At 69.5% G+C, this 22,032-nt stretch carries 20 protein-coding genes; 13 read left to right on the top strand and 7 right to left on the bottom strand.

Annotated elements, in window-relative coordinates:
• Positions 1 to 912 carry a TPM domain-containing protein gene (locus RT282_RS01180; RefSeq protein ID WP_313311259.1) on the bottom strand — a complete coding sequence of 304 codons (912 nt, stop codon included), beginning with the start codon at positions 910 to 912 and terminating at the stop codon, positions 1 to 3.
• A gap of 15 nt (positions 913 to 927) precedes the next feature.
• On the bottom strand, positions 928 to 1,533 hold the full coding sequence (locus RT282_RS01175) for a LemA family protein (RefSeq protein WP_312306182.1): 606 nt from the start codon (positions 1,531 to 1,533) through the stop codon (positions 928 to 930).
• Positions 1,534 to 1,772: 239 nt separating this feature from the next.
• On the opposite strand from RT282_RS01175, the gene RT282_RS01170 reads away from it, so the two are divergent.
• A complete protein-coding gene (locus tag RT282_RS01170) occupies positions 1,773 to 2,534 on the top strand; it encodes a DUF4142 domain-containing protein (protein WP_313311257.1) in 762 nt (253 codons plus the stop codon).
• 28 nt (positions 2,535 to 2,562) lie between these two features.
• Here the strand turns inward: RT282_RS01170 and RT282_RS01165 are convergent, their stop codons facing one another.
• From RT282_RS01165 to RT282_RS01150, 4 genes are all read right to left on the bottom strand, one after another.
• On the bottom strand, positions 2,563 to 3,333 hold the full coding sequence (locus RT282_RS01165; RefSeq protein WP_313311255.1) for a class II glutamine amidotransferase: 771 nt from the start codon (positions 3,331 to 3,333) through the stop codon (positions 2,563 to 2,565).
• A gap of 22 nt (positions 3,334 to 3,355) precedes the next feature.
• Positions 3,356 to 3,544 (bottom strand): 4-oxalocrotonate tautomerase, encoded by a 189-nt coding sequence (locus RT282_RS01160; protein ID WP_106845018.1) that lies wholly within the window; start codon positions 3,542 to 3,544, stop codon positions 3,356 to 3,358.
• A gap of 12 nt (positions 3,545 to 3,556) precedes the next feature.
• Positions 3,557 to 3,790: a cysteine-rich CWC family protein gene (locus RT282_RS01155; protein WP_313311253.1), complete on the bottom strand. Its 234-nt coding sequence runs from the start codon at positions 3,788 to 3,790 to the stop codon at positions 3,557 to 3,559.
• 112 nt (positions 3,791 to 3,902) lie between these two features.
• Positions 3,903 to 6,107, bottom strand: a complete 2,205-nt coding sequence (locus RT282_RS01150; protein ID WP_313311251.1) for a malate synthase G — start codon at positions 6,105 to 6,107, stop codon at positions 3,903 to 3,905.
• Positions 6,108 to 6,419: 312 nt separating this feature from the next.
• Here RT282_RS01150 and RT282_RS01145 point away from each other — a divergent pair, with 312 nt between their 5' ends.
• Both RT282_RS01145 and RT282_RS01140 read left to right on the top strand, forming a co-directional pair.
• Positions 6,420 to 7,409, top strand: coding sequence for a LysR family transcriptional regulator (locus RT282_RS01145; RefSeq protein WP_313311249.1), 990 nt, complete (start codon positions 6,420 to 6,422; stop codon positions 7,407 to 7,409).
• Positions 7,410 to 7,446: 37 nt separating this feature from the next.
• The gene (locus RT282_RS01140; protein ID WP_313311248.1) at positions 7,447 to 7,902 is read left to right on the top strand and encodes a DUF2214 family protein; all 456 of its coding nucleotides are present in this window, start codon (positions 7,447 to 7,449) and stop codon (positions 7,900 to 7,902) included.
• A gap of 66 nt (positions 7,903 to 7,968) precedes the next feature.
• Here RT282_RS01140 and RT282_RS01135 read toward each other — a convergent pair whose 3' ends face one another.
• A complete protein-coding gene (locus RT282_RS01135) occupies positions 7,969 to 8,301 on the bottom strand; it encodes a PsiF family protein (RefSeq protein WP_313312568.1) in 333 nt (110 codons plus the stop codon).
• Between the two features lie 114 nt (positions 8,302 to 8,415).
• On the opposite strand from RT282_RS01135, the gene argS reads away from it, so the two are divergent.
• From argS to RT282_RS01085, 10 genes are all read left to right on the top strand, one after another.
• On the top strand, positions 8,416 to 10,095 hold the full coding sequence (argS, locus tag RT282_RS01130) for an arginine--tRNA ligase (protein ID WP_313311246.1): 1,680 nt from the start codon (positions 8,416 to 8,418) through the stop codon (positions 10,093 to 10,095).
• A 12-nt stretch (positions 10,096 to 10,107) separates the two neighbouring features.
• Positions 10,108 to 10,776, top strand: coding sequence for an SPOR domain-containing protein (locus tag RT282_RS01125; protein WP_313311245.1), 669 nt, complete (start codon positions 10,108 to 10,110; stop codon positions 10,774 to 10,776).
• 262 nt (positions 10,777 to 11,038) lie between these two features.
• On the top strand, positions 11,039 to 11,698 hold the full coding sequence (locus RT282_RS01120; protein ID WP_312306208.1) for a thiol:disulfide interchange protein DsbA/DsbL: 660 nt from the start codon (positions 11,039 to 11,041) through the stop codon (positions 11,696 to 11,698).
• Positions 11,699 to 11,808: 110 nt separating this feature from the next.
• Positions 11,809 to 12,435, top strand: coding sequence for a lipopolysaccharide transport periplasmic protein LptA (lptA, locus tag RT282_RS01115; protein ID WP_313311244.1), 627 nt, complete (start codon positions 11,809 to 11,811; stop codon positions 12,433 to 12,435).
• Entirely contained in the window at positions 12,435 to 13,217 is a 783-nt protein-coding gene (lptB, locus tag RT282_RS01110) for an LPS export ABC transporter ATP-binding protein (RefSeq protein WP_312758163.1), read from the top strand. Before lptA ends, lptB begins: the two co-directional genes overlap by 1 nt.
• A gap of 85 nt (positions 13,218 to 13,302) precedes the next feature.
• Complete coding sequence (locus RT282_RS01105; protein ID WP_313311243.1) at positions 13,303 to 14,862, top strand: RNA polymerase factor sigma-54; 1,560 nt, start codon at positions 13,303 to 13,305, stop codon at positions 14,860 to 14,862.
• Positions 14,863 to 14,875: 13 nt separating this feature from the next.
• The gene (locus tag RT282_RS01100) at positions 14,876 to 15,319 is read left to right on the top strand and encodes a thioesterase family protein (protein ID WP_313311242.1); all 444 of its coding nucleotides are present in this window, start codon (positions 14,876 to 14,878) and stop codon (positions 15,317 to 15,319) included.
• A gap of 163 nt (positions 15,320 to 15,482) precedes the next feature.
• Entirely contained in the window at positions 15,483 to 20,141 is a 4,659-nt protein-coding gene (locus RT282_RS01095; protein WP_313311241.1) for an IPTL-CTERM sorting domain-containing protein, read from the top strand.
• Between the two features lie 101 nt (positions 20,142 to 20,242).
• Positions 20,243 to 21,529 carry a THUMP domain-containing protein gene (locus RT282_RS01090; RefSeq protein WP_313311240.1) on the top strand — a complete coding sequence of 429 codons (1,287 nt, stop codon included), beginning with the start codon at positions 20,243 to 20,245 and terminating at the stop codon, positions 21,527 to 21,529.
• Positions 21,519 to 21,992, top strand: coding sequence for a putative toxin-antitoxin system toxin component, PIN family (locus RT282_RS01085; protein ID WP_313311239.1), 474 nt, complete (start codon positions 21,519 to 21,521; stop codon positions 21,990 to 21,992). Before RT282_RS01090 ends, RT282_RS01085 begins: the two co-directional genes overlap by 11 nt.
• Positions 21,993 to 22,032: the final 40 nt, after the last annotated feature.

Below are 22,032 nucleotides of genomic sequence, written 5' to 3'. Positions count from 1 at the left end.
TTACCAGCCACCCGAGGCGCCGCCGCCGCCGAAGCTGCCGCCGCCCCCCGAGCTGAAACCGCCCCCGCCGCCAAAGCCGCCGCCCCCGCCGAAGCCACCACCACCAAAACCGCCCCGGCCGCCGCCACCGCCGCCATTCCAGATGATGGGCACGCCGCGGCCGGCAAACAGCGCCACGTACAGCAGCGCCGCCACGCCGGCGCCCAGCGCCAGCAGCACGCTGGTCGTGAACCAGAAGGCCAGCGCCCCGGCCCCGGCGCCCATGACCAGGCCGCCCAGGCGCGGGCCGGCCAGGGCGCGCAGCACCGGCCCGGCCACCATCACGGCGAAGAACAAAAAGATGGCCAGGTCGTGCGCGCCTGCGCCGCCCGCGGCGCGCCGCTGCTCGCCGGCATCGGGCAGCGGCAGTGCCTCGCCGGCAATGCGCGCGCCGATCTGCTGCACCGCCGCCTGCAGGCCGCCGGCATAGTCGCCCTCGCGAAAGCGCGGGGCCATGGCGCCGTCGATGATGCGCGCGGCGGCGATGTCGGGGATGGCGCCCTCCAGCGCCCGCGCCACCTCGATGCGCATGCGCCGGTCGTCCTTGGCGACCACGATCAGCACGCCGTCGCCCACGTCCTTGCGGCCGATCTTCCAATTGTCGGCCACGCGGTGGGCAAACGCAGCGATGTCCTCCGGCGCGGTGCTGGGCACCATCAGCACCACCACCTGGGAGCCGTGCGTGCGTTCGATCTCGGCCAGCTGGGCCTGCAGGCTGGTGCGCTGGCCCTCGCCCAGGGTGGCGGTCTCGTCGATCACGCGCGAGGACAGCGCCGGCACGGCACGCGGCGCCTGCTGGGCCTGCGCGCCGCCCAGCCCGGCAACTATCAAAACGAGAGCTGCCAGCGCTTGCAGGACAAGGGCTAGAGGCATATTTTGCTTGTATTTTCAGGGCTTGGATGCGGGCGCGGGCCGCGAGAAGTCGACCTGCGGCGGCGTGCTGATCTGCGCCTCGTTCTGCACCGTGAAGTTGGGCTTGGGTTCGTAGCTGAAGACCTTGGCCGTCAGGTTGGTGGGGAAGCTGCGCGCCAGCACGTTGTACTGCTGCACCGTCTCGATGTAGCGGTTGCGCGCCACGGTGATGCGGTTTTCCGTGCCCTCCAGCGTCACGCGCAGGTCGCGAAAGCCCTGGTTGGCCTGCAGCTGCGGGTAGCGCTCGGCCACCACCATCAGGCGGCTCAGGGCGCCGGACAGCTCGCCCTGCGCCTGCTGGAATTTGTTGAACGCCTCGGGGTTGTTCAGCGTCTCGGGCGTGACCTGGATGGAGGTGGCCTTGGCGCGCGCCTCGATCACGCGGGTGAGCGTGTCCTGCTCGAACTGCGCCTCGCCCTTGACGGTGGCGACGATGTTGGGCACCAGGTCGGCGCGGCGCTGGTACTGGTTGAGCACCTCGCTCCAAGCGGACTTGGTCTGCTCGTCCAGGCGCTGGAAGTCGTTGTAGCCGCAGCCCGTGAGGGCAGCAGCGGCGGCAAGGGTGGCGATGAGTCGTTTCATGGTGCAGCGGGCGTGTAGGTGGTTGTTCGTTGTGGACGGGCCCCTCGGGCCCGGCAAAGTATGTACCGGGCGCAGGCGTGCTCCGCGTCGGCGGAGGGCGACAGATGAGACACGGCCGGGACGGCCACCGGATGTGACAGCGGTATCAAAGTGGCGACGCGCGGCGCGCCTACAGCCAGGCGCATAGGTCCTGCGAGCATGGAGGGTCGTTGTTTCACAGAACATTGGAGGACCGCACCATGGCTTTTTTCCGTCTTCAGCGCACCGCGGCCACGCTGGCCGCCGCCGGTCTGGCCCTGAGCGGGGCCGTCTGGGCCCAGGGCTCGCCGCCCGATGTGGCGCCGCCCACCTCGGCCGTCACCTCGCCCAACACGCCGCCGGCCACCGGCAGCAGCGGCAGCCAGAGCGGCGGCACGCCGGCCACCAACCGCACCGCGCCCGCACCCTCTGGCGCCACAGGCGCGGCACCGGCCGCCCCGGCGGCCAGCGCGTCCAAGCCGGCGCACGCCGATGCGTCCTTCATGGATGACGCGGCCCACGCCGGCCACTACGAAGTCGAGGCCGCCAAGCTGGCGCTGCAAAAGGGCCAGAGCGACGCCGTCAAGAGCTTTGCCCAGCGCATGATCGATGACCACACGGCCGCCGCGCAGCAGCTGCAGGCCCTGGCTTCGGCCAAGAACCACAAGCTGCCCGACGGCCCGTCGATGGTGCAAAAGGGCAAGCTCAAGCTGCTCTCCACGCACGAGGGCGCCAAGTTCGACAAGAGCTACATCGATAGCCTGGGCCCCAAGGCCCACCGCGACACCATCAAGCTGTTCGAGAAGGCCGCCAGCAAGGGGCATGACGCGGATGTGAAGGCCTTCGCCGACAAGACCCTGCCCACGCTGCGTGAGCACCTGACGCTGGCCGAGCAGCTGGACCAGAGCATGAACGGCAAGGACCAGAAGAACGCCACGCACGACGCGCCGCGCTACAACAAGGACGGCACGCCGAAGAAGTAAGGCGCCAGCAAGCCGAGGGCCGCAGCGGTCAGCCGGCGCGCAGCCGCTGGCCCTGCACGAACACGCCCAGTTCGCCCGGTGCGAAGGCGGTCCACTGCTCGTTGTTGGTCAGCGGCGCGGTGGCGATGACGGCCACGCGGTCGCTGGGCGTGGTCAGCGGCTCGAAATCCACCTGCAGATCCTCGTCGGCCAGCCGGGCCACGGCGAAGGGGTGGTGGCGCTCGATGTAATGCAGATGGGTGCTGGCGTGCGCCCACAGCGCCTGGCCGTTGGACAGCAGGAAGTTGAAGGTGCCGTGCGGCGCGATGTGCGCGGCCAGTTCCTGCAGGGTCAGCGTCAGCTCTTGCACCGGCGGCATGCCGGCGTGCGACTTGGACAGCTCCTGCATCAGCCAGCAGAAGGCGTGCTCGCTGTCGGTGGTGCCCACCGGGTGGAAGTGCCCGTGCAGCCGCGGGCGGAAGTCCTTCAGATCGCCGTTGTGCGCGAACACCCAGTAATGGCCCCACAGCTCGCGCACGAAGGGGTGGCAGTTGGCCAGCTGCACGGCGCCTTGCGTCGCCTTGCGGATGTGGGAGATGACGTTGCAGCTCTTGATGGGATAGCGGCGGATCAGCTCGGCCACGGGCGAATCTAGCGCCCGGGCGTGGTCCACGAAATGGCGCACACCCTGGCCCTCGAAGAAGGCGATGCCCCAGCCATCTGTATGGTCGGCCGTGCGCCCGGCGCGCTGGGCGAAGCCGGTGAAGCTGAACGTCACGTCCGTGGGCGTGTTGGCGTTCATGCCCAGGAGCTGGCACATGGGGCGTTGCTCTAAAGGCTGCTTATTGACGGTCCAGCCAGAGCTTGCCGCCCGTGGCCCAGTTTTCACGCTTGACGTCGGTGATCAAGATGTCCACCGACTCGGGCGAGCCGCCCAGCACCTCGACGGAGACGCGGGTGATCTCCTCGGCCAGCTTGCGCTTTTGCTCGACGGTGCGGCCTTCCATCATTTCGATGTGGTAGGTGGGCATGGGGTGGGCTCCTCAAAAGGGTGGTGACGAAGGCGGAATCTTATCGGCGGCCGCGGCCGGCACTTCGCGTGCACAGTGCGGGCAGATGCAGCGCTTGCCGCGCTGCGGCTCGGGCACCCGGGCCAGCGCCGCGCGCGAGACGGGGGCAGCCATGCACCAGCAGTCTGCCGCGGGCAGGCCGGCGGCCATGGCGCAGGCATTGGCCTGGCCGCACAGCGGGCAGAGCGTGGTGTCGATGGCAGGCATGGCCACAAGTGTAGGGCGCCAAAGACAACGGCACCCGCAGGTGCCGTTGTAGAAGAAAAGTGGTTGCAGCGCCCGTCCGACAAGCGCCGCCAGCTACTTTTTCAATAGCGCATCAGCGCTGCGCCGTGCCGGCCTTCACCTTCAGGCGCCAGGCGTGCAGCAGCGGCTCGGTGTAGCCGCTGGGCTGCTCCACGCCCTTGAAGACCAGATCGCAGGCGGCCTGGTAGGCGGCGGAGACGGCAAAGCGGCCGGCCATCTTCTGGTACAGCGGGTCGCCGGCGTTCTGCGCGTCCACCTTGGCGGCCATGCGCTCGAACGTGGCGCGCACCTGGGCCTCGGTCACCACGCCGTGCAGCAGCCAGTTGGCCACGTGCTGGCTGGAGATGCGCAGCGTGGCGCGGTCTTCCATCAAGCCGATGTCGTTGATGTCGGGCACCTTGGAGCAGCCCACGCCCTGGTCGATCCAGCGCACCACGTAGCCCAGGATGCCCTGGATGTTGTTGTCCAGCTCCTGCTGCTTTTCCTCGTCGGACCAGTTCGGGTTGGCGCTGACGGGCACCGTGAGCAGGCCGGTCAGCAGGTTGTCGCGTTCGGCCTCGGCGTCCACCTTCAGCAGTTCGGCCTGCACGTCCTTCACGTTGACCTGGTGGTAGTGCAGCGCGTGCAGCGTGGCGCCCGTAGGGTTGGGCACCCAGGCGGTGTTGGCGCCGGCCTTGGGGTGGCCGATTTTTTGCTCCAGCATGGCCTTCATGAGGTCGGGCGCGGCCCACATGCCCTTGCCGATCTGCGCACGGCCGGACAGGCCCATGGACAGGCCCACCAGCACGTTGTTGCGCTCGTAGGCCTGGATCCAGGCGCTGGTCTTCATGTCGCCCTTGCGGATCATCGGGCCGGCCTGCATGGCGGTGTGCATCTCGTCGCCGGTGCGGTCCAGGAAACCGGTGTTGATGAAGGCCACGCGCGCCGGTGCGGCGGCGATACAGGCCTTCAGGTTGACCGAGGTGCGGCGCTCCTCGTCCATGATGCCCAGCTTGACGGTGTTCTCGGGCAGGCCCAGCACCTGCTCCACGCGGCCGAACAGCTCGTTGGCGAAGGCCGCCTCGGCCGGGCCGTGCATCTTGGGCTTGACGATGTAGACGCTGCCGGTGCGCGAGTTGCGCAGGCCGTTCGCGCCGTGGCCCTTCAGGTCGTGGATGGCGATCGCCGTGGTGACCATGGCGTCCAGGATGCCCTCGGGGATTTCCTTGCCCTCGGCGCCCCAGAGGATGGCCGGGTTGGTCATCAGGTGGCCGACGTTGCGCAGGAACATGAGCGAGCGGCCATGCAGCTTGACCGGCTGGCCGTCGGCACCGGTGTACTCGCGGTCCGGGTTCAGGCCGCGCGTCAGGGCCTTGCCGTCCTTCTGGAACGTCTCGGTCAGCGTACCCTTCAGGATGCCCAGCCAGTTGCGGTAGCCCAGGGTCTTGTCCTCCGCGTCCACGGCGGCCACCGAGTCCTCCAGGTCGAGGATGGTGGACAGCGCGGCCTCCACCACCACGTCGGACACGCCGGCCGCGTCGCCCTTGCCAATGGGCGTGGCGCGATCGATGCGGATGTCGATGTGCAGGCCATTGTTGACCAGCAGCACGGACTTCGGGTCGCCCGCCTCGCCCTGGTAGCCGACGAACTGCGCCGCGTCCTTCAGGCCGGTAGTGGCGCCGTCCTTCAGGCTGACCACCAGCCGGCCGCCCTCTATACGGTAGCCGGCCGCATCCTTGTGCGAACCCTGCGCCAGCGGCGCGGCCTGGTCCAGGAAGTTGCGGGCAAAGGCAATCACCTTCTCGCCGCGCTGGGGGTTGTAGCCGCGGCCCTTCTCGGCGCCATCGGCCTCGTCGATCACGTCGGTGCCGTACAGCGCGTCGTACAGCGAACCCCAGCGCGCGTTGGCGGCATTCAGGGCGTAGCGGGCGTTCAGGATGGGCACCACCAGCTGCGGGCCGGCCTGTTGCGCCAGCTCGGCGTCCACGTTCGTGGTGGTGGCCTGCGCGTCCTTCGGGGCCTCGACCAGATAGCCGATCTGCGTCAGGAACTGGCGGTAGGCGGCCATGTCCTTGATGGGGCCGGGGTTGGCCTTGTGCCAGGTGTCCAGCTCTTTTTGCAGGCGGTCGCGCTCGGCGAGCAGGGCAGCGTTCTTGGGCGCCAGGTCGGCCACGATGGCGTCGAAGCCCTTCCAGAAGGCCTCGGGCGACACGCCGGTGCCCGGCAGGACCTCCTGGTTGATGAAGTCGTGCAGTTCACCTGCTACCTGCAGGCCGTGGACTTGGGTACGTGCGGTCATGTGGATCAACCCCCTTGCAAAACAGTTGGACGATGAGAAGGGCAGGGCCTGCAAAAGGCAAGCCCTGCCCGCAAAAAAAGCCTTGTTGCACACTCTATTGGAAATATTTCTATCCATAAAGAAGCGCAATATCTCTTAACTAATGACTTTTTTGCAAAAATCAACCACACTGTGAACACAGCCTGGCCGCAGCCGCCTGCGGACGGGCAGAGAATTCAAAAAATATAGCTATCCGCGCTTATTCCACGTGCGCTAGAGCCTGTTTTCATACATAAACCTCCGCCCTTCTCTTTCGCCCACTGCCGCCACACCATGGACAAACTCAAAGCCTTCGAGTCCTTCGTCTCCGTGGCCACGCGCGGCAGCCTGACGGCGGCGGCACGTGCCGAGGGCGTGGCCCCGGCCATCATGGGCCGGCGCCTGGACGCGTTGGAGGAGCACTTGGGCGTCAAGCTGCTGATGCGCACCACGCGGCGCATCACCCTCACGCACGAGGGCAGCGCCTTTCTTGAGGACTGCCAGCGCCTGCTGGCCGACGTGGCCAATGCCGAGGCCAGCGTCTCGGCCGGCGGCCTCAAGGCCACGGGCCACCTGCGCATCACCGCGCCCGCCGGCTTCGGGCGCCGGCACGTGGCGCCGCTGGTGCCGCTGTTTCGCGACCTGCACCCGGACGTGACCATCTCGCTGAACCTGTCCGACCGCGTGGTGGACCTGGCCGGCGAGGGCTATGACTGCGCCGTGCGCGTGGGCGACCTGCCGGACTCGTCGCTGGTCAGCGTGCGCATGGCCGACAACCGGCGCCTGTGCGTGGCCACGCCCGAATACCTGCGCCGTCGCGGCACGCCGCAGCATCCGGGTGAACTGGCCCAGCACGACTGCCTGACGCTGTCCAGCGACGCCTCGCAAACGCGTGGCTGGGCGTTTCGCGTTCCGCGAACCGCCAGCGGGCAAGAACGGGAAGGCGCCCTTGCGGGCGCGGGCGTGCCGCGGGGCGACGGGGGCGGCGACGAGGTGGTGCACTTCAAGCCGGGCGGTCCGCTGGACTGCTCGGACGGGCAGGTGCTGCACGACTGGTGCCTGGGCGGCTGGGGCATCGCCTGGCGCAGCACCTGGGAGGTGGAGTCGGAGATCGCCGCCGGGCGCCTGTGCGCCGTGCTGGAAGACTTCGCCGCGCCGCCCAACGGCATCTACATGGTCTTTCCGCAACGCAAGCACCTGCCGCTGCGCGTGCGCCTGTGGATCGACTACCTGAGGCAACATTACGCCCAGAGCGACTTCTGGGCGCGCGGCCCGGCGCCGTGAGCCCTTCTCCTTCCTCCACTCGCCCCGAGCACCTGCCATGACCACCGAAGCCCTGCTGGCCTATGCCCACATCCTGTCCATCCTGATGATGGCGACCTTCCTGGCCAGCGAGACCGCGCTGTGCCGCAGCGAATGGATGAACGCCAAGGTGGTGGAGCGCCTGGCGCGGGTGGACCTGCTGTACGGCATCTCCGCGCTGTGCGTGCTGGCCTCGGGCCTGGCGCGCACCTGGTGGGGCATCAAGGGCGCGGGTTGGTACTGGTCGCAGCCGCTGCTGCACGCCAAGGTCACGCTGTTCGTGGTGATCGGCGCGATGTCCCTCGTGCCGACCCTGCGCTTTCTGGCCTGGCGCCGCGCGCTGCGGGCTGATGGCAGCCTGCCCACGCCCGAGCAGGTGCGCGCCACGCGCCGCATCGTCATGATCGAGGCGCACCTGGTGGCGGTGATCCCGCTGCTGGCCGTCTTCCTGGCGCGCGGTGTGGGCACGCGCTGAGCGCACCCATCAAAAAGAAAAACCCCGCGACGCGGGGCTTCTGGTGGGTGGTGCCGAAGACCGCCCTCAGGCGGGCTTGTTCGACAGGCACTCCTTCATGAAGGCCTTGCGCTCGTCGCCCTTCAAATCCTTCGTCTTGGCTTCGGCGTTGCAGCTGGTCATCTTGTCCTGCTGCTTTTCCTGCTTGTTGGCGCTCAGGCAAGTCTTCATGAAGGCCTTGCGCTCGTCGCCCTTCAGGTCCTTGGCCTTGGCGTCGGCGTTGCAGGCCGTCATCTTCGCCTGCTGGGCGGTGGGGGCCTTCTTGGCGGCAGGGGCGCTTGCGGCGTCGGCCGCGGCAGGGGCTGCCAACGCGGGCAGGGCGAGGCCGGCAAGGGCCAGGCAGGTAAGCAGGTTCTTCAGCATGATGGAATGGGCTCCAGCGAAGGTTGGGATCAGTCGACCGCGGCGGCGCGCCGCGGCCAGGCAGCATAGCCCCGGCGGCACCGGGGGCTCCCCGTAAAATCCCGCCCCATCATGCTGAGTGTCAAACAGGAATTGCTCACGGCGCTGGCCGGCGAGCTGGAGCGGCTGCAGCCCGGCGCGGGCGCGCGCGCTGCCTTTGAAAACCCCAAGGTCGCGGCCCATGGCGACTTCGCCTGCACCGCGGCCATGCAGCTGGCCAAGCCCCTCAAGGCCAACCCGCGCCAGCTGGGCGAGCAGCTCAAGGACGCGCTGGCCGCCACGCCCGCCTTCGCGCGCTGGACGGATGCCATCGAGATCGCCGGCCCCGGCTTTCTGAACATCCGCCTGAAGCCCGAAGCCAAGCAGCAGGTGGTGCGCGAGGTGCTCGAGCAGGGCGAGCGCTACGGCTGGCAGCCGGCGCGCAGCGAGAAGGTGATCGTCGAGTTCGTCTCCGCCAACCCCACCGGCCCGCTGCACGTGGGCCACGGCCGCCAGGCGGCGATCGGCGACGCCATCAGCCACCTGTACGCCACCCAGGGCTGGCAGGTGCACCGCGAGTTCTATTACAACGACGCGGGCGTGCAGATCGACACGCTCACCAAGAGCACGCAGCTGCGCGCTCAAGGGCTGAAGCCGGGCGACGCCGGCTGGCCCGAGGCGGCATACAACGGCGACTACATCCAGGACATCGCAGACGCCTACCTGGCCGGCGCCACGGTGCACGCCGACGACCGCGCGTTCACTGCCAGCGGCGACGCGCAGGATTACGAGGGCATCCGCCAGTTCGCCGTGGCCTATCTGCGCGCCGAGCAGGACAAGGACCTGCAGGCCTTCAACCTGAAGTTCGACGAGTACTACCTGGAGTCCAGCCTCTACGAGCGCGGCTACGTGGAGGACACCGTGCGCCGCCTGGTCGCCAGCGGCCACACCTATGAGCAGGACGGCGCGCTGTGGCTGCGCACCACGGACTTCGGCGACGACAAGGACCGGGTGATGCGCAAGTCCGATGGCACCTACACCTACTTCCTGCCCGACGTCGCCTACCACATCCAGAAATTCCAGCGCGGCTACACGCGCGCCGTGAACATCCAGGGCACGGACCACCACGGCACCATCGCCCGCGTTCGCGCCGGCCTGCAGGCGGTGGGCGTGGGTATCCCCCAGGGCTACCCGGACTACGTGCTGCACACCATGGTGCGCGTGGTCAAGGGCGGCGAGGAGGTGAAGATCAGCAAGCGCGCCGGCAGCTACGTCACGCTGCGCGACCTGATCGAATGGACCAGCCGCGACGCGGTGCGCTTCTTCCTGCTGTCGCGCAAGCCCGACACCGAGTACACCTTCGACGTGGACCTGGCCGTGGCGCAGAACAACGACAACCCGGTGTACTACGTGCAGTACGCCCATGCGCGCATCAGCTCGGTGCTGCGCGGCTGGCGCGAGGACTACGACGTGGGCCAGCTGCGGGACGTGGACCTGTCCCCCCTGCAGGGCCCGCAAGCCCAGGCGCTGATGCTGCTGCTGTCGCGCTACCCCGAGATGCTCACCGCCGCCGCGGCCAGCAACGCGCCGCACGACGTGACCTTCTACCTGCGCGAGCTGGCCGCCAGCTACCACAGCTACTACGACGCCGAGCGCATCCTGGTCGATGACGAGGCCGTCAAGCTGGCCCGCCTGGCCCTGGTCGCGGCCACCGCCCAGGTGCTGCACAATGGCCTGGCGGTGCTGGGTGTGTCTGCGCCAGCCAGAATGTAAGTGACCACTGATATGAAAAAACAGCAACGCGGCGGCACCATCGTGGGCTTCATCCTCGGGGTGATCGTGGGCCTGGGCGCGGCGCTGGCCGTGGCCGTCTACGTGACCAAGGTGCCCGTGCCCTTCCTGACCAAGGCCAGCCCGCGCGCCTCCGACCAGGACGAGGCCCAGCGCAACAAGAACTGGGACCCCAACGCCCCGCTGTACGGCAAGAACCCGGCGCGCCCGCAGCAGCCCCCCACACCTGCGCCCGACAGCGCCCCGGGCTCCACCATCGTGGCACCCGCCGTGGTCGGCGGGACGCCGGCGGCCAATGCCGCCTCCGCGCCGCTCCCGGCCGCCAGCCGCGCCCAGGCCGGCGCATCGGGTGACCCGCTGGGCGACCTGGCGCGCGCGCGCGCCGGCGCCCCCGAGCCCAAGCCGGCCGCAGCCGCCGGTGCCGACCCCTTCGACTACTTCGTGCAGGCCGGGGCCTTCCGCACCCAGCAGGACGCCGACGCCCAGCGAGCCAAGCTCGCCATGCTGGGCTGGGAGGCCCGCGTGAGTGAGCGCGAACAAAACGGCCGCACCGTGTTCCGCGTACGGGTGGGCCCGTTCAGCAAGCGCGACGATGCCGAGTCGCTGAAGCAAAAGCTCGACGGCGCGGGCGTCGAATCCGCGCTGGTGCGCGTGCAGCGCTAAGAATGTGTTCACGATCTCTGCGCGGAGGGGTGCGGGATGCGAATCGGGATGCACTGCGAGGCGCAGACCGCAGCGATAGCGCGCGCTATCGCGAGGCTTTGCAACGACGCAGGGCGCCCGAGGTCGCGACCGCACACTCGCGCGGAAATCGTGAACACGTTCTAAGGCCTGCCGCGCCCGCCGGAGTCCCGCCTGCGGAACCTTTGCGGGCCTGGCACAGTCCATTCCACCCATTGAAGCAGCCAACGGAGTCAACCGTCTTATGAACCGTCGTGAGTTTTCCCTGTCCACCGCCTCGGTGCTCGCCATCTCTGCGCTGGGCCTGCCACTGGCCACGCCCGCCCTGGCGCAGGCGCCGCGCCAGTTCAAGGAGGGCAAGGATTACGTGCGCCTGTCCAAGCCCGTGCCCAGCGACCCGGGCGCCGGCAAGGTCGAGGTGATCGAGTTCTTCTGGTACAGCTGCTCGCACTGCAACGCCTTCGAGCCGACGTTCGACGCATGGGCCAAGGCCGCGCCCAAGAACCTGGTCATCCGTCGCATTCCCGTCGCTTTCAACGCCAGCTTCGCGCCGCAGCAAAAGCTCTACTACACCCTGGAAGGCATGGGCAAGCTGCCCGAGCTGCACGCCAAGGTTTTCCGGGCCGTGCACGTGGAAAAGCTGCCGCTGAACAAGGACGAGCTGATCTTCGACTGGATCGGCAAGCAGGGCGTGGACGTGGCCAAATTCAAGGAGGTGTACAACTCCTTCACCGTGTCCAACCAGGTGCGCAAGGCCACGCAGCTGCAAAACGACTACCAAGTGGAGGGCGTGCCCTCCATGGGCGTGGCCGGCCGCTACTACACCGACGGCACCATGGCCGGCAACATGGAAAGCGTGCTGCGCGTGGTGGAGCACTTGGCCGCCCAGGCGCCCAAGAGCTGATCCGCCGGCCGCTTCCCCCGGCCATCGAAGGCGCGCCACGGGCGCGCCTTTTTTCTTGGCCGCCCAGGCAAATCACGGTGGCTACAATGAACGCAAGATTCGTGCCCCCCATGAACCATCGACTGCTCTCCCTATCCCTGTGCGCCGCGCTGGCGCTGGCGCCGGCCGCGCGGGCGGAAAAGGCCGACCGCAACAAGCCCATGAACATCGAGGCCGATGCGCTGCGCCATGACGAGCTGCAGCAGACCACGGTGTTCACCGGCCACGTCGTCATGACCAAGGGCTCCATCGTGCTGCGCGGCGCACGCCTGGAGGTGCACCAGGACCCGGACGGCTACCAAAGCGGCATCGTCACCGCCGAGGCTGGCAAGCGCGCTTTCTTCCGGCAAAAGCGCGATACCGCGCCCGGCGCCCCCGACGAGTTCGTCGAGGGCGAGGCCGAGCGCATCGAGTACGACGGCCGCGCCGACGTGGTGCGTCTCATCCGCCGCGGCGAGCTGCGCCGCTACCGGGGCGCCACGCTCAGCGATGAGCTGACCGGCGCACGCATCGTCTACAGCAACGTCACGGACGTGTTCACCGTCGAGGGCGGCGCCCCCACGGCGAACACCAGCGCCGGCGGCCGCGTGCGCGCCGTGATCGCGCCGCGCGAGACGGCACCCTCCGCCGCCACGCCGGCCCCCGCTCCCGCCCCGGCACTGCGCCCCAGCAGCGAGCTGGGCGGCGGCAAGCAGTGATGGCGCCAGGCACGACGGGCGCCGCGCCGGCCGAGACCGCCCCCAGCCGGCTGCAGGCGCGCCACCTGCAAAAGTCCTACGGCGGGCGCCAGGTCGTCAAGGACGTGTCGCTGTCGGTGCAAAAGGGCGAGGTCGTGGGCCTGCTTGGGCCCAACGGCGCGGGCAAGACCACTTCGTTCTACATGATCGTGGGCCTGGTGCGTTGCGACGGCGGCGCCATCGGCATCGACGAGCACGACGTGACCAGCATGCCCATTCACCGCCGCTCGCGGCTGGGTCTGTCCTACCTGCCGCAGGAGGCATCCATCTTCCGCAAGCTCAGCGTGCAGGACAACGTGCGCGCCGTGCTGGAGCTGCAGCGCGGCGAGGACGGCCGCGCGCTGCCGCGCGCCGAGATCGAGCAGCGCCTGACGGGCCTGCTGCAGGAGCTGCGCGTGGAGCATCTGCGCGAGTCGCCAGCGCTGGCGCTGTCCGGCGGCGAGCGCCGGCGCGTGGAGATCGCCCGGGCCCTGGCCACGCAGCCGCGCTTCATCCTGCTGGACGAGCCGTTCGCCGGCATCGACCCCATCGCCGTGATCGAGATCCAGCGCATCATCGGTTTTCTGAAGGCGCGCGGCATCGGAGTGCTCATCACCGATCACAACGTGCGCGAGACGCTGGGCATCTGCGACCACGCCTTCATCATCAGCGATGGCAGCGTGCTGGCCCAGGGCACGCCCTCCGAGATCGTGGACAACGCCGAAGTGCGCCGGGTGTACCTGGGCGAGCACTTCCGCATGTGAGGGCGCAAGCTGCCATGGCCTGCCGCCGCGCACCGCCGATGCCGGCGCCGCCCATGACGGCGGCGGCGCACGGCGGCGCCGCCCGATGAACCGCCCCACGCTGGCCCTGCGCGTCTCGCAGCAGCTGGCGCTCACCCCGCAGCTGCAGCAATCCATCCGCCTGCTGCAGCTGTCCACTCTGGAGCTGGCCCAGGAGGTGGGCCAGATGCTGGCCGACAACCCCTTCCTGGAAGAGGCCGAGGATGGCGCGCCGGACACTATCGATTCAGTAGCTGCCAGCGCAGAACTGGCGCGCACTACAGGCCAACATGATGCCGAAGCGCCGGAAGGCGCCGCCGACCCCGGCCTGGACGCCCCCGAGCCCGCCGGCCTGCCCGACGCTCCAGAGCGCCTGGACTGGGAGGGCGAAGCCAACGGCCCCGACAGCGACTGGGGCAGCAGCGGCGACAGCCCCGCACGCGCCGGCAGCAGCGGCAGCGACACCGAGGGCGACGCCATCGACCTGGCGCGCAGCCACGAGACCCTGGTCGAGCACCTGAGCCGCCAGGCGCTGCTGCTGCGCCTGTCGCCGGAGGAAGCGGCGGCGCTGGCGCTGCTCATCGGCTCGCTGAACGACGACGGCTACCTGGAAGAACCCCTGCCCGCCCTGGCCGACAGCCTGCTGGGCGAGCACTGGGAGCACGAACGGTACGAGGAGCTGCTGCACCAGCTGACTCTGGCCCTGGGCCTGCTGCAAAGCCTGGAGCCCACCGGCGTGGGCGCGCGCGACCTGGCCGAATGCCTGACGCTGCAGCTGCAGGCCCAGCTGCAGCAGGCCGGCCCGGCCGATGCACCCACCGTGCAGGCTGCGCTGGCCATTTGCCGACAGCCGCTGGACTGGCTGGCCCGGCGCGACGTGCGCCGCCTGTCGCAGGCCTGTGGCGCCAGCGAGGCGCTGACGCGCGCCGCCATCGCCCTCATCGGCCGGCTGGAGCCGCGCCCGGGCCGGCGCTTTGCCGACGTGCAGCAGTTCGCCATGGTGCCCGACGTGATCGTGCGGCGCATCGGCAGCGGCACGCAGCAGCGCTTTAGCGTGCAGCTCAACCCGGCGGTCATGCCGCGCCTGCAGGTGCACGAGCAATACGCCGGCGCGCTGCGCGCCCACCGCGGCAGCCAGGGCCACCCGCAGCTGCAGGCGCGGCTGCAGGAGGCGCGCTGGTTCATCAAGAACGTGCAGCAGCGCTTCGACACCATCCTGCGCGTGTCCGAGGCCATCGTGCAGCGGCAAAAGAGCTTCTTCGTGCACGGCGAGCTGGCCATGCGCCCGCTGGTGCTGCGCGACATCGCCGAAGAGCTGGGCCTGCACGAATCCACCATTTCGCGCGTGACCACCGCCAAGTACATGGCCACGCCCCAGGGCACCTACGAGCTGAAGTACTTCTTCGGTTCCGGCCTGGGCACGGAGACCGGCGGCAACGCCTCCAGCACCGCCGTGCGGGCGCTGATCAAGCAGTTCATCGCCGCCGAGAACCCGGCCAAGCCCCTGTCGGACAGCAAGATCGCCGAGATGCTCAAGGAGCAGGGCATCGAATGCGCACGCCGCACCGTGGCCAAGTACCGCGAGGCGATGAAGATCGCCCCCACCAACCTGCGCAAGGCACTCTAGCAACCACCTCCCCATGGCCCGCATCGTCTTCGAGCTTCCCGCGCACTTCGGCTTCGCCACCGAGCTGCAGGTCTACATCAGCCACGTCAATCAGGGCGGGCACCTGGACAACGCCCAGCTGCTCAGCCTGGTGTCGGAGGCGCGCGTGCGCTTCTTCCAGTCGCTGGGCTACCCGGAGGCCGACGTGGCCGGCCTGTCCACCGTGGTCGGCGACATCGTGGCGCAGTACAAGTCCGAGGCCTTCCACGGCGAGACGCTGCGCGTGGAGATGGTGCCGCAGGACTTCAACCGCTATGGCTTCGACCTGGTGTTCCGAATGACCGAAACCACCCAGGGTCGCGAGATTGCCCGGGGCAAGATTGGTATCGTCTTCATTGACCGCGCCGCGCGCAGGCCGGCGCCCATACCGGAATCCATCCGCCTGCTGCTGCAGCAGCGCAGCGCGCCGGCACCCTGAAGGCGTAGGCGGCCGGGCCGCAAATTACCTAATTGAAGGAATGTTGCGAAAAGTCACATTCCGTTAAGATAGTCCGGCCGCGTGGGCTTGGTTTTAGTGGTTTTTGGGCTCTAGCCCTTTCCTGGCATGCGTTGGCAGCTACACAAACCATAGTAACCAACCCATGCACCCACCCATCCGAGGCCACTGGGCCGTCGCCCTGCTGTGCGCCGGCGCCCTGACACTTCCGATCGCCCACGCACGCGAGCTGGCGCCCATCGACGCACTGGGCGAGTCGCCCCCCGCCGTGCAGCGCAAGGCCGCGCAGGCCATGCCCGCCCAGGTGTGGAGCCTGTCGCGCGAGGAGCGGCTGGGCTTGCCCACTTTTGTGCAGCTGCGGCCCGCATTGGCCAAGTCCCGCGCCGCGAACGTGGACCCCGCTGGCGTCGCACGGGACGAGCTCAAGGCGCTGGCCAGCCTGTACGGCATCACCACGCAGGAGGCCGATGCCGCCGTGGTGCACCACGTGCAGAGCCTGCCCGGCGGCGAGCACCTGGTGCGCCTGACCGGCCAGCGTGATGGCATCGAAATCTTCCGCGAGCAGGCCACGGTGCTGCTGGACGCGCAGGCGCGGGCCACGGCCATCGGCGGCTACCTGGGCAGCACCGCGCTGGCGCCCAGTCTTCACAAAGCCATTCCGGTCCGCTCGCTGGAAGCCTCCGGGGCCTTGACCCGGGCCTTGCAGGATTACGGTTTTCCGCCAGAGGTGGGGCAGCAGCTTCAGCCCACCGACGCCAAGGGCGCCTACCAGTGGTGGAGCCTTCCCGCGGGTGTGGAAGGAGAGGACGGGGCCACGCTCGCATCCGCACGCACCAAGCCGGTGTGGTTCCGCCTGCCCGAGGGCCTGGTGGCCGCCACTTACGTCGAGGTGCGCGTGCGCCAGGACGGGCAGGAACACGCTTATGCCTACGTGGTGGCCAACGCCGATGGCCGCCTGCTGCTGCGCCACAACCAGACGGCGCATGCCGACTTCAGCTACCGCGTGCCCGCCGACACAGCGCCTCCCTACACACCCTGGCCCGGCGCGCAGGGCCGCCATGGCGCGCCCCATCCCACCGGCACACCCTCTGGCTATGCGGCCCCGCCACAGACGGCCAAGCTGGTGACGCTGCCAAACGCCCCGTTCTCGCGGGAAGACCCCTGGCTGCCCGATGGCGCCGCACAGACCCACGGCAACAACGTGCATGCCTATGCCGACTTGGCGGCGCCGGATGGCCCCAATGTGGGCGACACCATCGCCAGCGTGACGGCTCCGGGAGTCTTCGACTACCCATACGCCCCTGGTCTGTCGCCGCTGGCCTCTCACAGCCAGATCAACGCCTCGGTGGTCAACCTGTTCTACACCACCAACTGGCTGCACGACTGGTTCTACGACGCCGGCTTCGACGAAGCCGCCGGCAATGCCCAGGCCGTCAACTACACAGGAGCGGGGCTGGCCGGCGACGCCCTGCGCGCCGAAGCGCTGGACTACAGCGGCATCAACAACGCCAACATGTCCACCCCGGCGGACGGCGCGCCGCCCCGCATGCAGATGTACCGCTTCGTCAACCGCAGCGGCGTGCAGGTCAGCGCGGGTGGGGTGACGTTCTCGGTCAGGCCGGCAGGTGCGGCGTTCGGCCCGCTGGCCTTCGACCTCACGGCCGAGGTGGTGGTGGCTGCGCCCAGCGACGGCTGCGCGGCCATGGCGGGCAGCGTGTCGGGCAAGATCGCCCTGGTGGACCGCGGCAGCTGCGAATTTTCCGTCAAGGCGCGGAACGCGCAGAATGCGGGCGCGCTGGGCGTGGTCGTGGTCAACAACACGCCGGCCGCACCGTCCACGATGGGTGCTGGCACCGCCGGCGACTCGGTCACCATCCCGGCCATTCAGGTGGCGCAGGCTGACCGCGCCGCGCTCGCTGCCGGTGGCGTCACGCTGCGCATGCAGGGCAGTGGCAGCGAGCGCAGCAGCGCGCTGGACAACAGCGTCATTGCCCACGAATGGGGCCACTTCATCAGCAACCGCCTGATCGGCGACGCCAGCGGCCTGACCACCAACCATGCCCGAGGCCTGGGCGAAGGCTGGGGTGACTTCCACGCGCTGCTGCTGATGGTGGCACCGCAGGACATCAACGTTCCCAGCAACAGCAACTGGGCAGGCACCTATGCCATGGCGGTGCACTCGCTGTCCACCTTTGCCGACCCGGATGACCGCGACGTGGCCTATTACGGCATGCGCCGCTATCCGTATTCGGTGAACCTGGCCAAGAACCCGCTCAGTCTGCGCCACATCGTCGATACAGAGCCATTGCCCAACAGCGCGCCGCGCAACCCCGACGCGGGCGGGCTCAATGCCCAGGTGCACAACATGGGCGAAGTCTGGGCCAGCATGCTGTGGGAGTGCTACGTCAGCCTGCTGCGGGCATACCCTTTCCAGGAAGCGCAGGACCGCATGAAGCGGTACCTGGTGACGGCCTACAAGCTCACCCCCGTCAACCCCACGCTGACCGAGGCGCGCGACGCACTGCTGGCCGCCGTCGCAGGCGCCAAAGAGCCGGCTGACCATGCGCGCTTCGGAGCCGCATTCGCCCGGCGCGGTGCGGGCGCCTTCGCGCTGGTGCCCGACCGCTACTCCGAGACCAATGCGGGCGTGGTCGAGAGCTACTCCACCGGCGCGGCGCTGGTGCTGGAGGGCGCGCAGTTGTCGATGACCGCGCCGCAGGCCCAGCCCTGCGATGCCGATGACGTGCTCGACAGCGGCGAGACTGGCGTGCTCTCCTTCACGGTGCGCAACCAGGGTTTCGAACGCACGGACAGCGCGCAGCTGGAACTGTCGTCCGATGTGGCGGGCATCTCGTTCCCGGATGGCGCCGTGGTACCCGTGCCGGAGATTGCGGCAGGTGCGACTGTCACCGTCACCGCGCGTGTGCAACTCATCGGTATGACGGCTCCTGGAGGCACGCGTATCACCGGCACGCTGCAAGCCCAGCCGGGGCAGCCTGCGGGCTTCCTGGCGCAGCAGACGCTGGATCTGCCGCTGCACCGCGACGTGCTGCCGGCGCGGCTGGTTTCGGACGATGCCGAGGCACTGCCCGGCGTGATGGAGTTCGGCAGCAGCGAAGCGGGCCATGGCGCCGCCTGGGTGGTGCGGAGTTACGCGCCGATGGACCACCGGTACGCCGGGACGCCGCCGGAAGTTACCGGCTCGCACTGGATGCGCACGCCTGCGCTACAGGTGGCCGCCACGGGCCACTTCATCGTGACTTTCAAGCACCGCTACCGCTTTGAGCAGTCGGACGGCACGAACTGGGACGGCGGGCAGCTGATGATCTCGACCAACGGCGGAGCCACCTGGACCAGCGTGAACAGCGCGGCAGCAGGCTACAACGGCACCATCAACGGGGGCAGCGGCAACCCGGCCGAGGGCCAAGGCGCCTACGTAGGCCAGAGCCCAGGCTGGCCTGCGCCGACTACCGCCATAGTCGACCTTGGCACCGCCTACGCCGGCCAGACCGTGCGCCTGGCGTGGGTGATGCAGACGGACCCTGCAGTGTCGACGGAAGGCTGGGAAGTGGACGACATCGTCTTCACTGGCATCGTCAACACACCTTTCCCCCAGGTGGTGGCAGACAGGCAGACCTGCGCGCCGGGTCTGGTCGCCACCGACGGCACGCCCCAGGGCGCCATGGCGGGCACAGCCTTCGGCTGGCCGCTCGCGGTGCGGCTGCGTGGCCCGGGAGGCGCGCCGCTGGCGGGGCAGACCGTGTCCTTCACCGTGCCAGCGTCCGGCGCATCGGCCCTGCTGAGCAGCAGCACGGTGGTGACCGATGCCAATGGCCAGGCCCTCGTCTCCGCGGCCGCCAATGGCACCCCGGGCAGCTACACCGTGACGGCCACGGCAGGCGCGCACACCACCAGCTTCCTGCTGACCAACACCCCCGCGCCGCTCGTGGCGGGGACCCTGGCCGCCGCCGGCGGCACACCCCAGTCCGCGCCGGTAGGCATGGCCTTCGCGCAGCCGCTGCGCGTGCGCGTGCTGGACACGCACGGCGCCCCTCTGGCGGGTGCGGCCGTCAGCTTTGCGGCGCCGTCGTCAGGCGCCTCGGGCACGCTGTCGTCGTCGTTGGTGTTGACGGATGCCAGCGGCGAGGCCGCCATCACCGTGACGGGCAACGGCACGGTGGGCAGCTACGCCGTCACCGCCAGCCACGCCGGGATCACGGCCAGCTTCGCGCTGCGCAACACTGCCGCGCCCGTGGGCACGGTGGGCGGAGGCGGCGGTCCGCTGGTCATCAGCGGTCCTTCGCCCCGCGGCCAGGGCACCGTCACCGCCACGGTGCAGAGCCCTCCCGCGAACGCCTATTTCTCGCACGCGGTCTTCAACAACGAAGCCGGCGCAGGCGCGCCGCCCCTGGCGGGTCGCAGCTTCCCCTTTGGCTTGGTGGGCTTCGTGCTCGAGAACGTGGGTCCGCACGGCACCGTGACCCTGCGCATCCGGTACCCCGCACCGGTGCCCGCAGGGGCCGAGTACTGGAAGTACGACACCATGGGCACGCTGGGCTGGCACCGCATCCCCATGGTGCAGATGAGCCCCGACACCATCGAGATCACCCTCACCGATGGCGGGCAGGGTGACGCCGATGGGCAGGCCGACGGCACCATCACCGACCCCGGCGGGCTGGCCGTGCTGGCCGCGCCATCACCGGGACCGGGCAGCGTGGCTGCCATCCCGACGCTGTCGCCCTTCGCGCTCGCGCTGCTGGCTGCCGCTCTGGGGCTGCTGGGCTGGCGCCGCCGCGGCCGCTGATCTGGGCCAAACGGCTGTCAGCGCAGGCGGGGCCTGCGCTGACAGCTCACTTTCTTGATAGCGGCACAAGCAGGCTGGAGCGCGTATCCTTGGCCTGCCTTATGAATTCCCTGCAACTCTTTCTGCCCTGCGCCGCCGGCGTCGAGGGCTTTCTTGCCGACGAGGTGCACGCCCTCACCGGCCTGGCCGGCCATGACCTGCTCACCGGCCGCGGCGGGGTGCTGGCGCGCGCGTCCTGGCGCCAGGCGCTGGAGCTCAACCTGCACAGCCGCCTGGCCCAGCGCGTGCTGGTGCAGCTGGCCGAGCGGCCCTATCGCAGCGAGGACGACATCTACGCCCTGGCCGAGGGCGTCGCCTGGGAGATCTGGTTCACCCCGCGCCAGAGCTTCAAGGTCGAGGTGACGGCCCAGCACAGCCCCCTGAAGAGCCTGAACTTTGCCGCCCTGCGCGTGAAGGACGCCGTGGTCGACCGCTTTCGCGCCAAGGCCGGCGTGCGCCCGGACGTGCAGACGCAGTGGCCCGACGTGCGCATCCACCTGCACCTGACCAGCGACCGCGCCACGGTCTACATCGACACCAGCGGCGAACCCCTGTTCAAACGCGGCTGGCGCGAGGACAAGGGCGACGCGCCGCTCAAGGAAACCCTGGCCGCCGCCATGATCGCCGCCACTGGCTGGGACCCGCACGGCGGCGAGCCGCTGCCGCTGTACGACCCCTGCTGCGGCAGCGGCACGGTGGCCATCGAGGCGGCGCAGATCGCCTGCCGCATCGCACCGGGCAGCCGCCGGCGTTTTGCCTTCGAAAAGCTCCTGCCCTTCCAGGCCCATGTCTGGTCTGCTATCAGAGAAGAAGCTGCCAGCGCAGTCGTGGCAAGCGTTACGCCCATTTTCGGCAGTGACATCTCGCACCGCATGGTGGACTTCGCCCAGCGCAACGCCGAGCGCGCCGGCGTGGCCCGTGCCGTGCAGCTGCGCGGCGGCGACGCGCTGCAGCGCATGCCGCCCACGGACCAGCCGGGCGTGATGCTGCTCAACCCCCCGTACGGCGAGCGCATCGCCGCCGCCGGCAGCGCCGGACGCAATGCCGAGGAGCGCGCCCGCACCCGCATGACCGGGGCCATGGGCGGCCGCGAGAGTGCGCAGGTGGAGGACGGCGGCGACTTCTTCGCCCAGCTGGCCACGCACTGGAAGCGCCACTACCCCGGCTGGCAGGCCTGGATGCTCACGCCCGACCTGAAGCTGCCCGGCAAGATGCGCCTGAAGGAGTCGCGCCGCGTGCCGCTGTGGAACGGGCCCATCGAGTGCCGGCTGTTCCGCTTCGATCTGGTGGCCGGCAGCGCCCGCGCCCCGGCGCAGCCGTCCATCACGCGGGACGGCGATGGCGTTTGAGTGGCCGCTGCCGCCCGCCGGCGCGCCGGCGCGGGCCGTGGTGGTGGACACCAACGTGGCGCTGGACCTGCTGGTCTTCGCCGACGCCCGCGTGGCGCCGCTGCGCCAGGCGCTGCAGGACGGGCGGCTGCACTGGATCGCCACTGCCCCCATGCGCGACGAACTGGAGCACGTGCTGGCCTACCCCCACCTGGCCGCCCGGGTGGCGCACTGCGGCCTGCAGCCGGCCCAGGTGCTGGCCGCCTTCGACGCCCAGGCCGAGCAGCAGGCCGTGGCCCCGCGCGCGGCCTGCGTGTGCAAGGACGCGGACGACCAGAAGTTCATCGACCTGGCCGCCGCGCACGCCGCCGTGCTGCTGTCCAAGGACAAGGCGGTGCTGGCGCTGCGCCGGCGCCTGCTGGCACAGCACGGCGCGCAGGTGGCCAGCGCGCTGACATCGGCCCCGGTGCTGGCGGTGGGTTGATTCCGGAAAATTTAGATAAAACAGCCAGAAACCCTTGCCA

Source organism: Pulveribacter sp., from assembly GCF_032079985.1.
Taxonomy (GTDB): Bacteria; Pseudomonadota; Gammaproteobacteria; order Burkholderiales; family Burkholderiaceae_C; genus Melaminivora.
The sequence above is the reverse complement of the archived record's forward strand: the minus strand, read 5'-3'. Positions and strand labels throughout refer to the sequence as shown.

Excerpts from the sequence above, each read along its gene's own strand:
- RT282_RS01145 (WP_313311249.1), top strand. The coding sequence starts at position 6,420 with ATGGACAAACTCAAAGCCTTCGAGTCCTTCGTCTCCGTGGCCACGCGC.
- RT282_RS01090 (WP_313311240.1), top strand. The coding sequence starts at position 20,243 with ATGAATTCCCTGCAACTCTTTCTGCCCTGCGCCGCCGGCGTCGAGGGC.
- RT282_RS01085 (WP_313311239.1), top strand. The coding sequence starts at position 21,519 with ATGGCGTTTGAGTGGCCGCTGCCGCCCGCCGGCGCGCCGGCGCGGGCC.
- lptA (WP_313311244.1), top strand. The coding sequence starts at position 11,809 with ATGAACCATCGACTGCTCTCCCTATCCCTGTGCGCCGCGCTGGCGCTG.
- RT282_RS01120 (WP_312306208.1), top strand. The coding sequence starts at position 11,039 with ATGAACCGTCGTGAGTTTTCCCTGTCCACCGCCTCGGTGCTCGCCATC.
- lptB (WP_312758163.1), top strand. The coding sequence starts at position 12,435 with ATGGCGCCAGGCACGACGGGCGCCGCGCCGGCCGAGACCGCCCCCAGC.
- RT282_RS01125 (WP_313311245.1), top strand. The coding sequence starts at position 10,108 with ATGAAAAAACAGCAACGCGGCGGCACCATCGTGGGCTTCATCCTCGGG.
- RT282_RS01160 (WP_106845018.1), bottom strand. The coding sequence starts at position 3,544 with ATGCCCACCTACCACATCGAAATGATGGAAGGCCGCACCGTCGAGCAA.
- RT282_RS01165 (WP_313311255.1), bottom strand. The coding sequence starts at position 3,333 with ATGTGCCAGCTCCTGGGCATGAACGCCAACACGCCCACGGACGTGACG.
- RT282_RS01175 (WP_312306182.1), bottom strand. The coding sequence starts at position 1,533 with ATGAAACGACTCATCGCCACCCTTGCCGCCGCTGCTGCCCTCACGGGC.
- RT282_RS01095 (WP_313311241.1), top strand. The coding sequence starts at position 15,483 with ATGCACCCACCCATCCGAGGCCACTGGGCCGTCGCCCTGCTGTGCGCC.
- RT282_RS01105 (WP_313311243.1), top strand. The coding sequence starts at position 13,303 with ATGAACCGCCCCACGCTGGCCCTGCGCGTCTCGCAGCAGCTGGCGCTC.
- RT282_RS01150 (WP_313311251.1), bottom strand. The coding sequence starts at position 6,107 with ATGACCGCACGTACCCAAGTCCACGGCCTGCAGGTAGCAGGTGAACTG.
- RT282_RS01100 (WP_313311242.1), top strand. The coding sequence starts at position 14,876 with ATGGCCCGCATCGTCTTCGAGCTTCCCGCGCACTTCGGCTTCGCCACC.
- RT282_RS01140 (WP_313311248.1), top strand. The coding sequence starts at position 7,447 with ATGACCACCGAAGCCCTGCTGGCCTATGCCCACATCCTGTCCATCCTG.
- RT282_RS01155 (WP_313311253.1), bottom strand. The coding sequence starts at position 3,790 with ATGCCTGCCATCGACACCACGCTCTGCCCGCTGTGCGGCCAGGCCAAT.
- RT282_RS01170 (WP_313311257.1), top strand. The coding sequence starts at position 1,773 with ATGGCTTTTTTCCGTCTTCAGCGCACCGCGGCCACGCTGGCCGCCGCC.
- argS (WP_313311246.1), top strand. The coding sequence starts at position 8,416 with ATGCTGAGTGTCAAACAGGAATTGCTCACGGCGCTGGCCGGCGAGCTG.
- RT282_RS01180 (WP_313311259.1), bottom strand. The coding sequence starts at position 912 with ATGCCTCTAGCCCTTGTCCTGCAAGCGCTGGCAGCTCTCGTTTTGATA.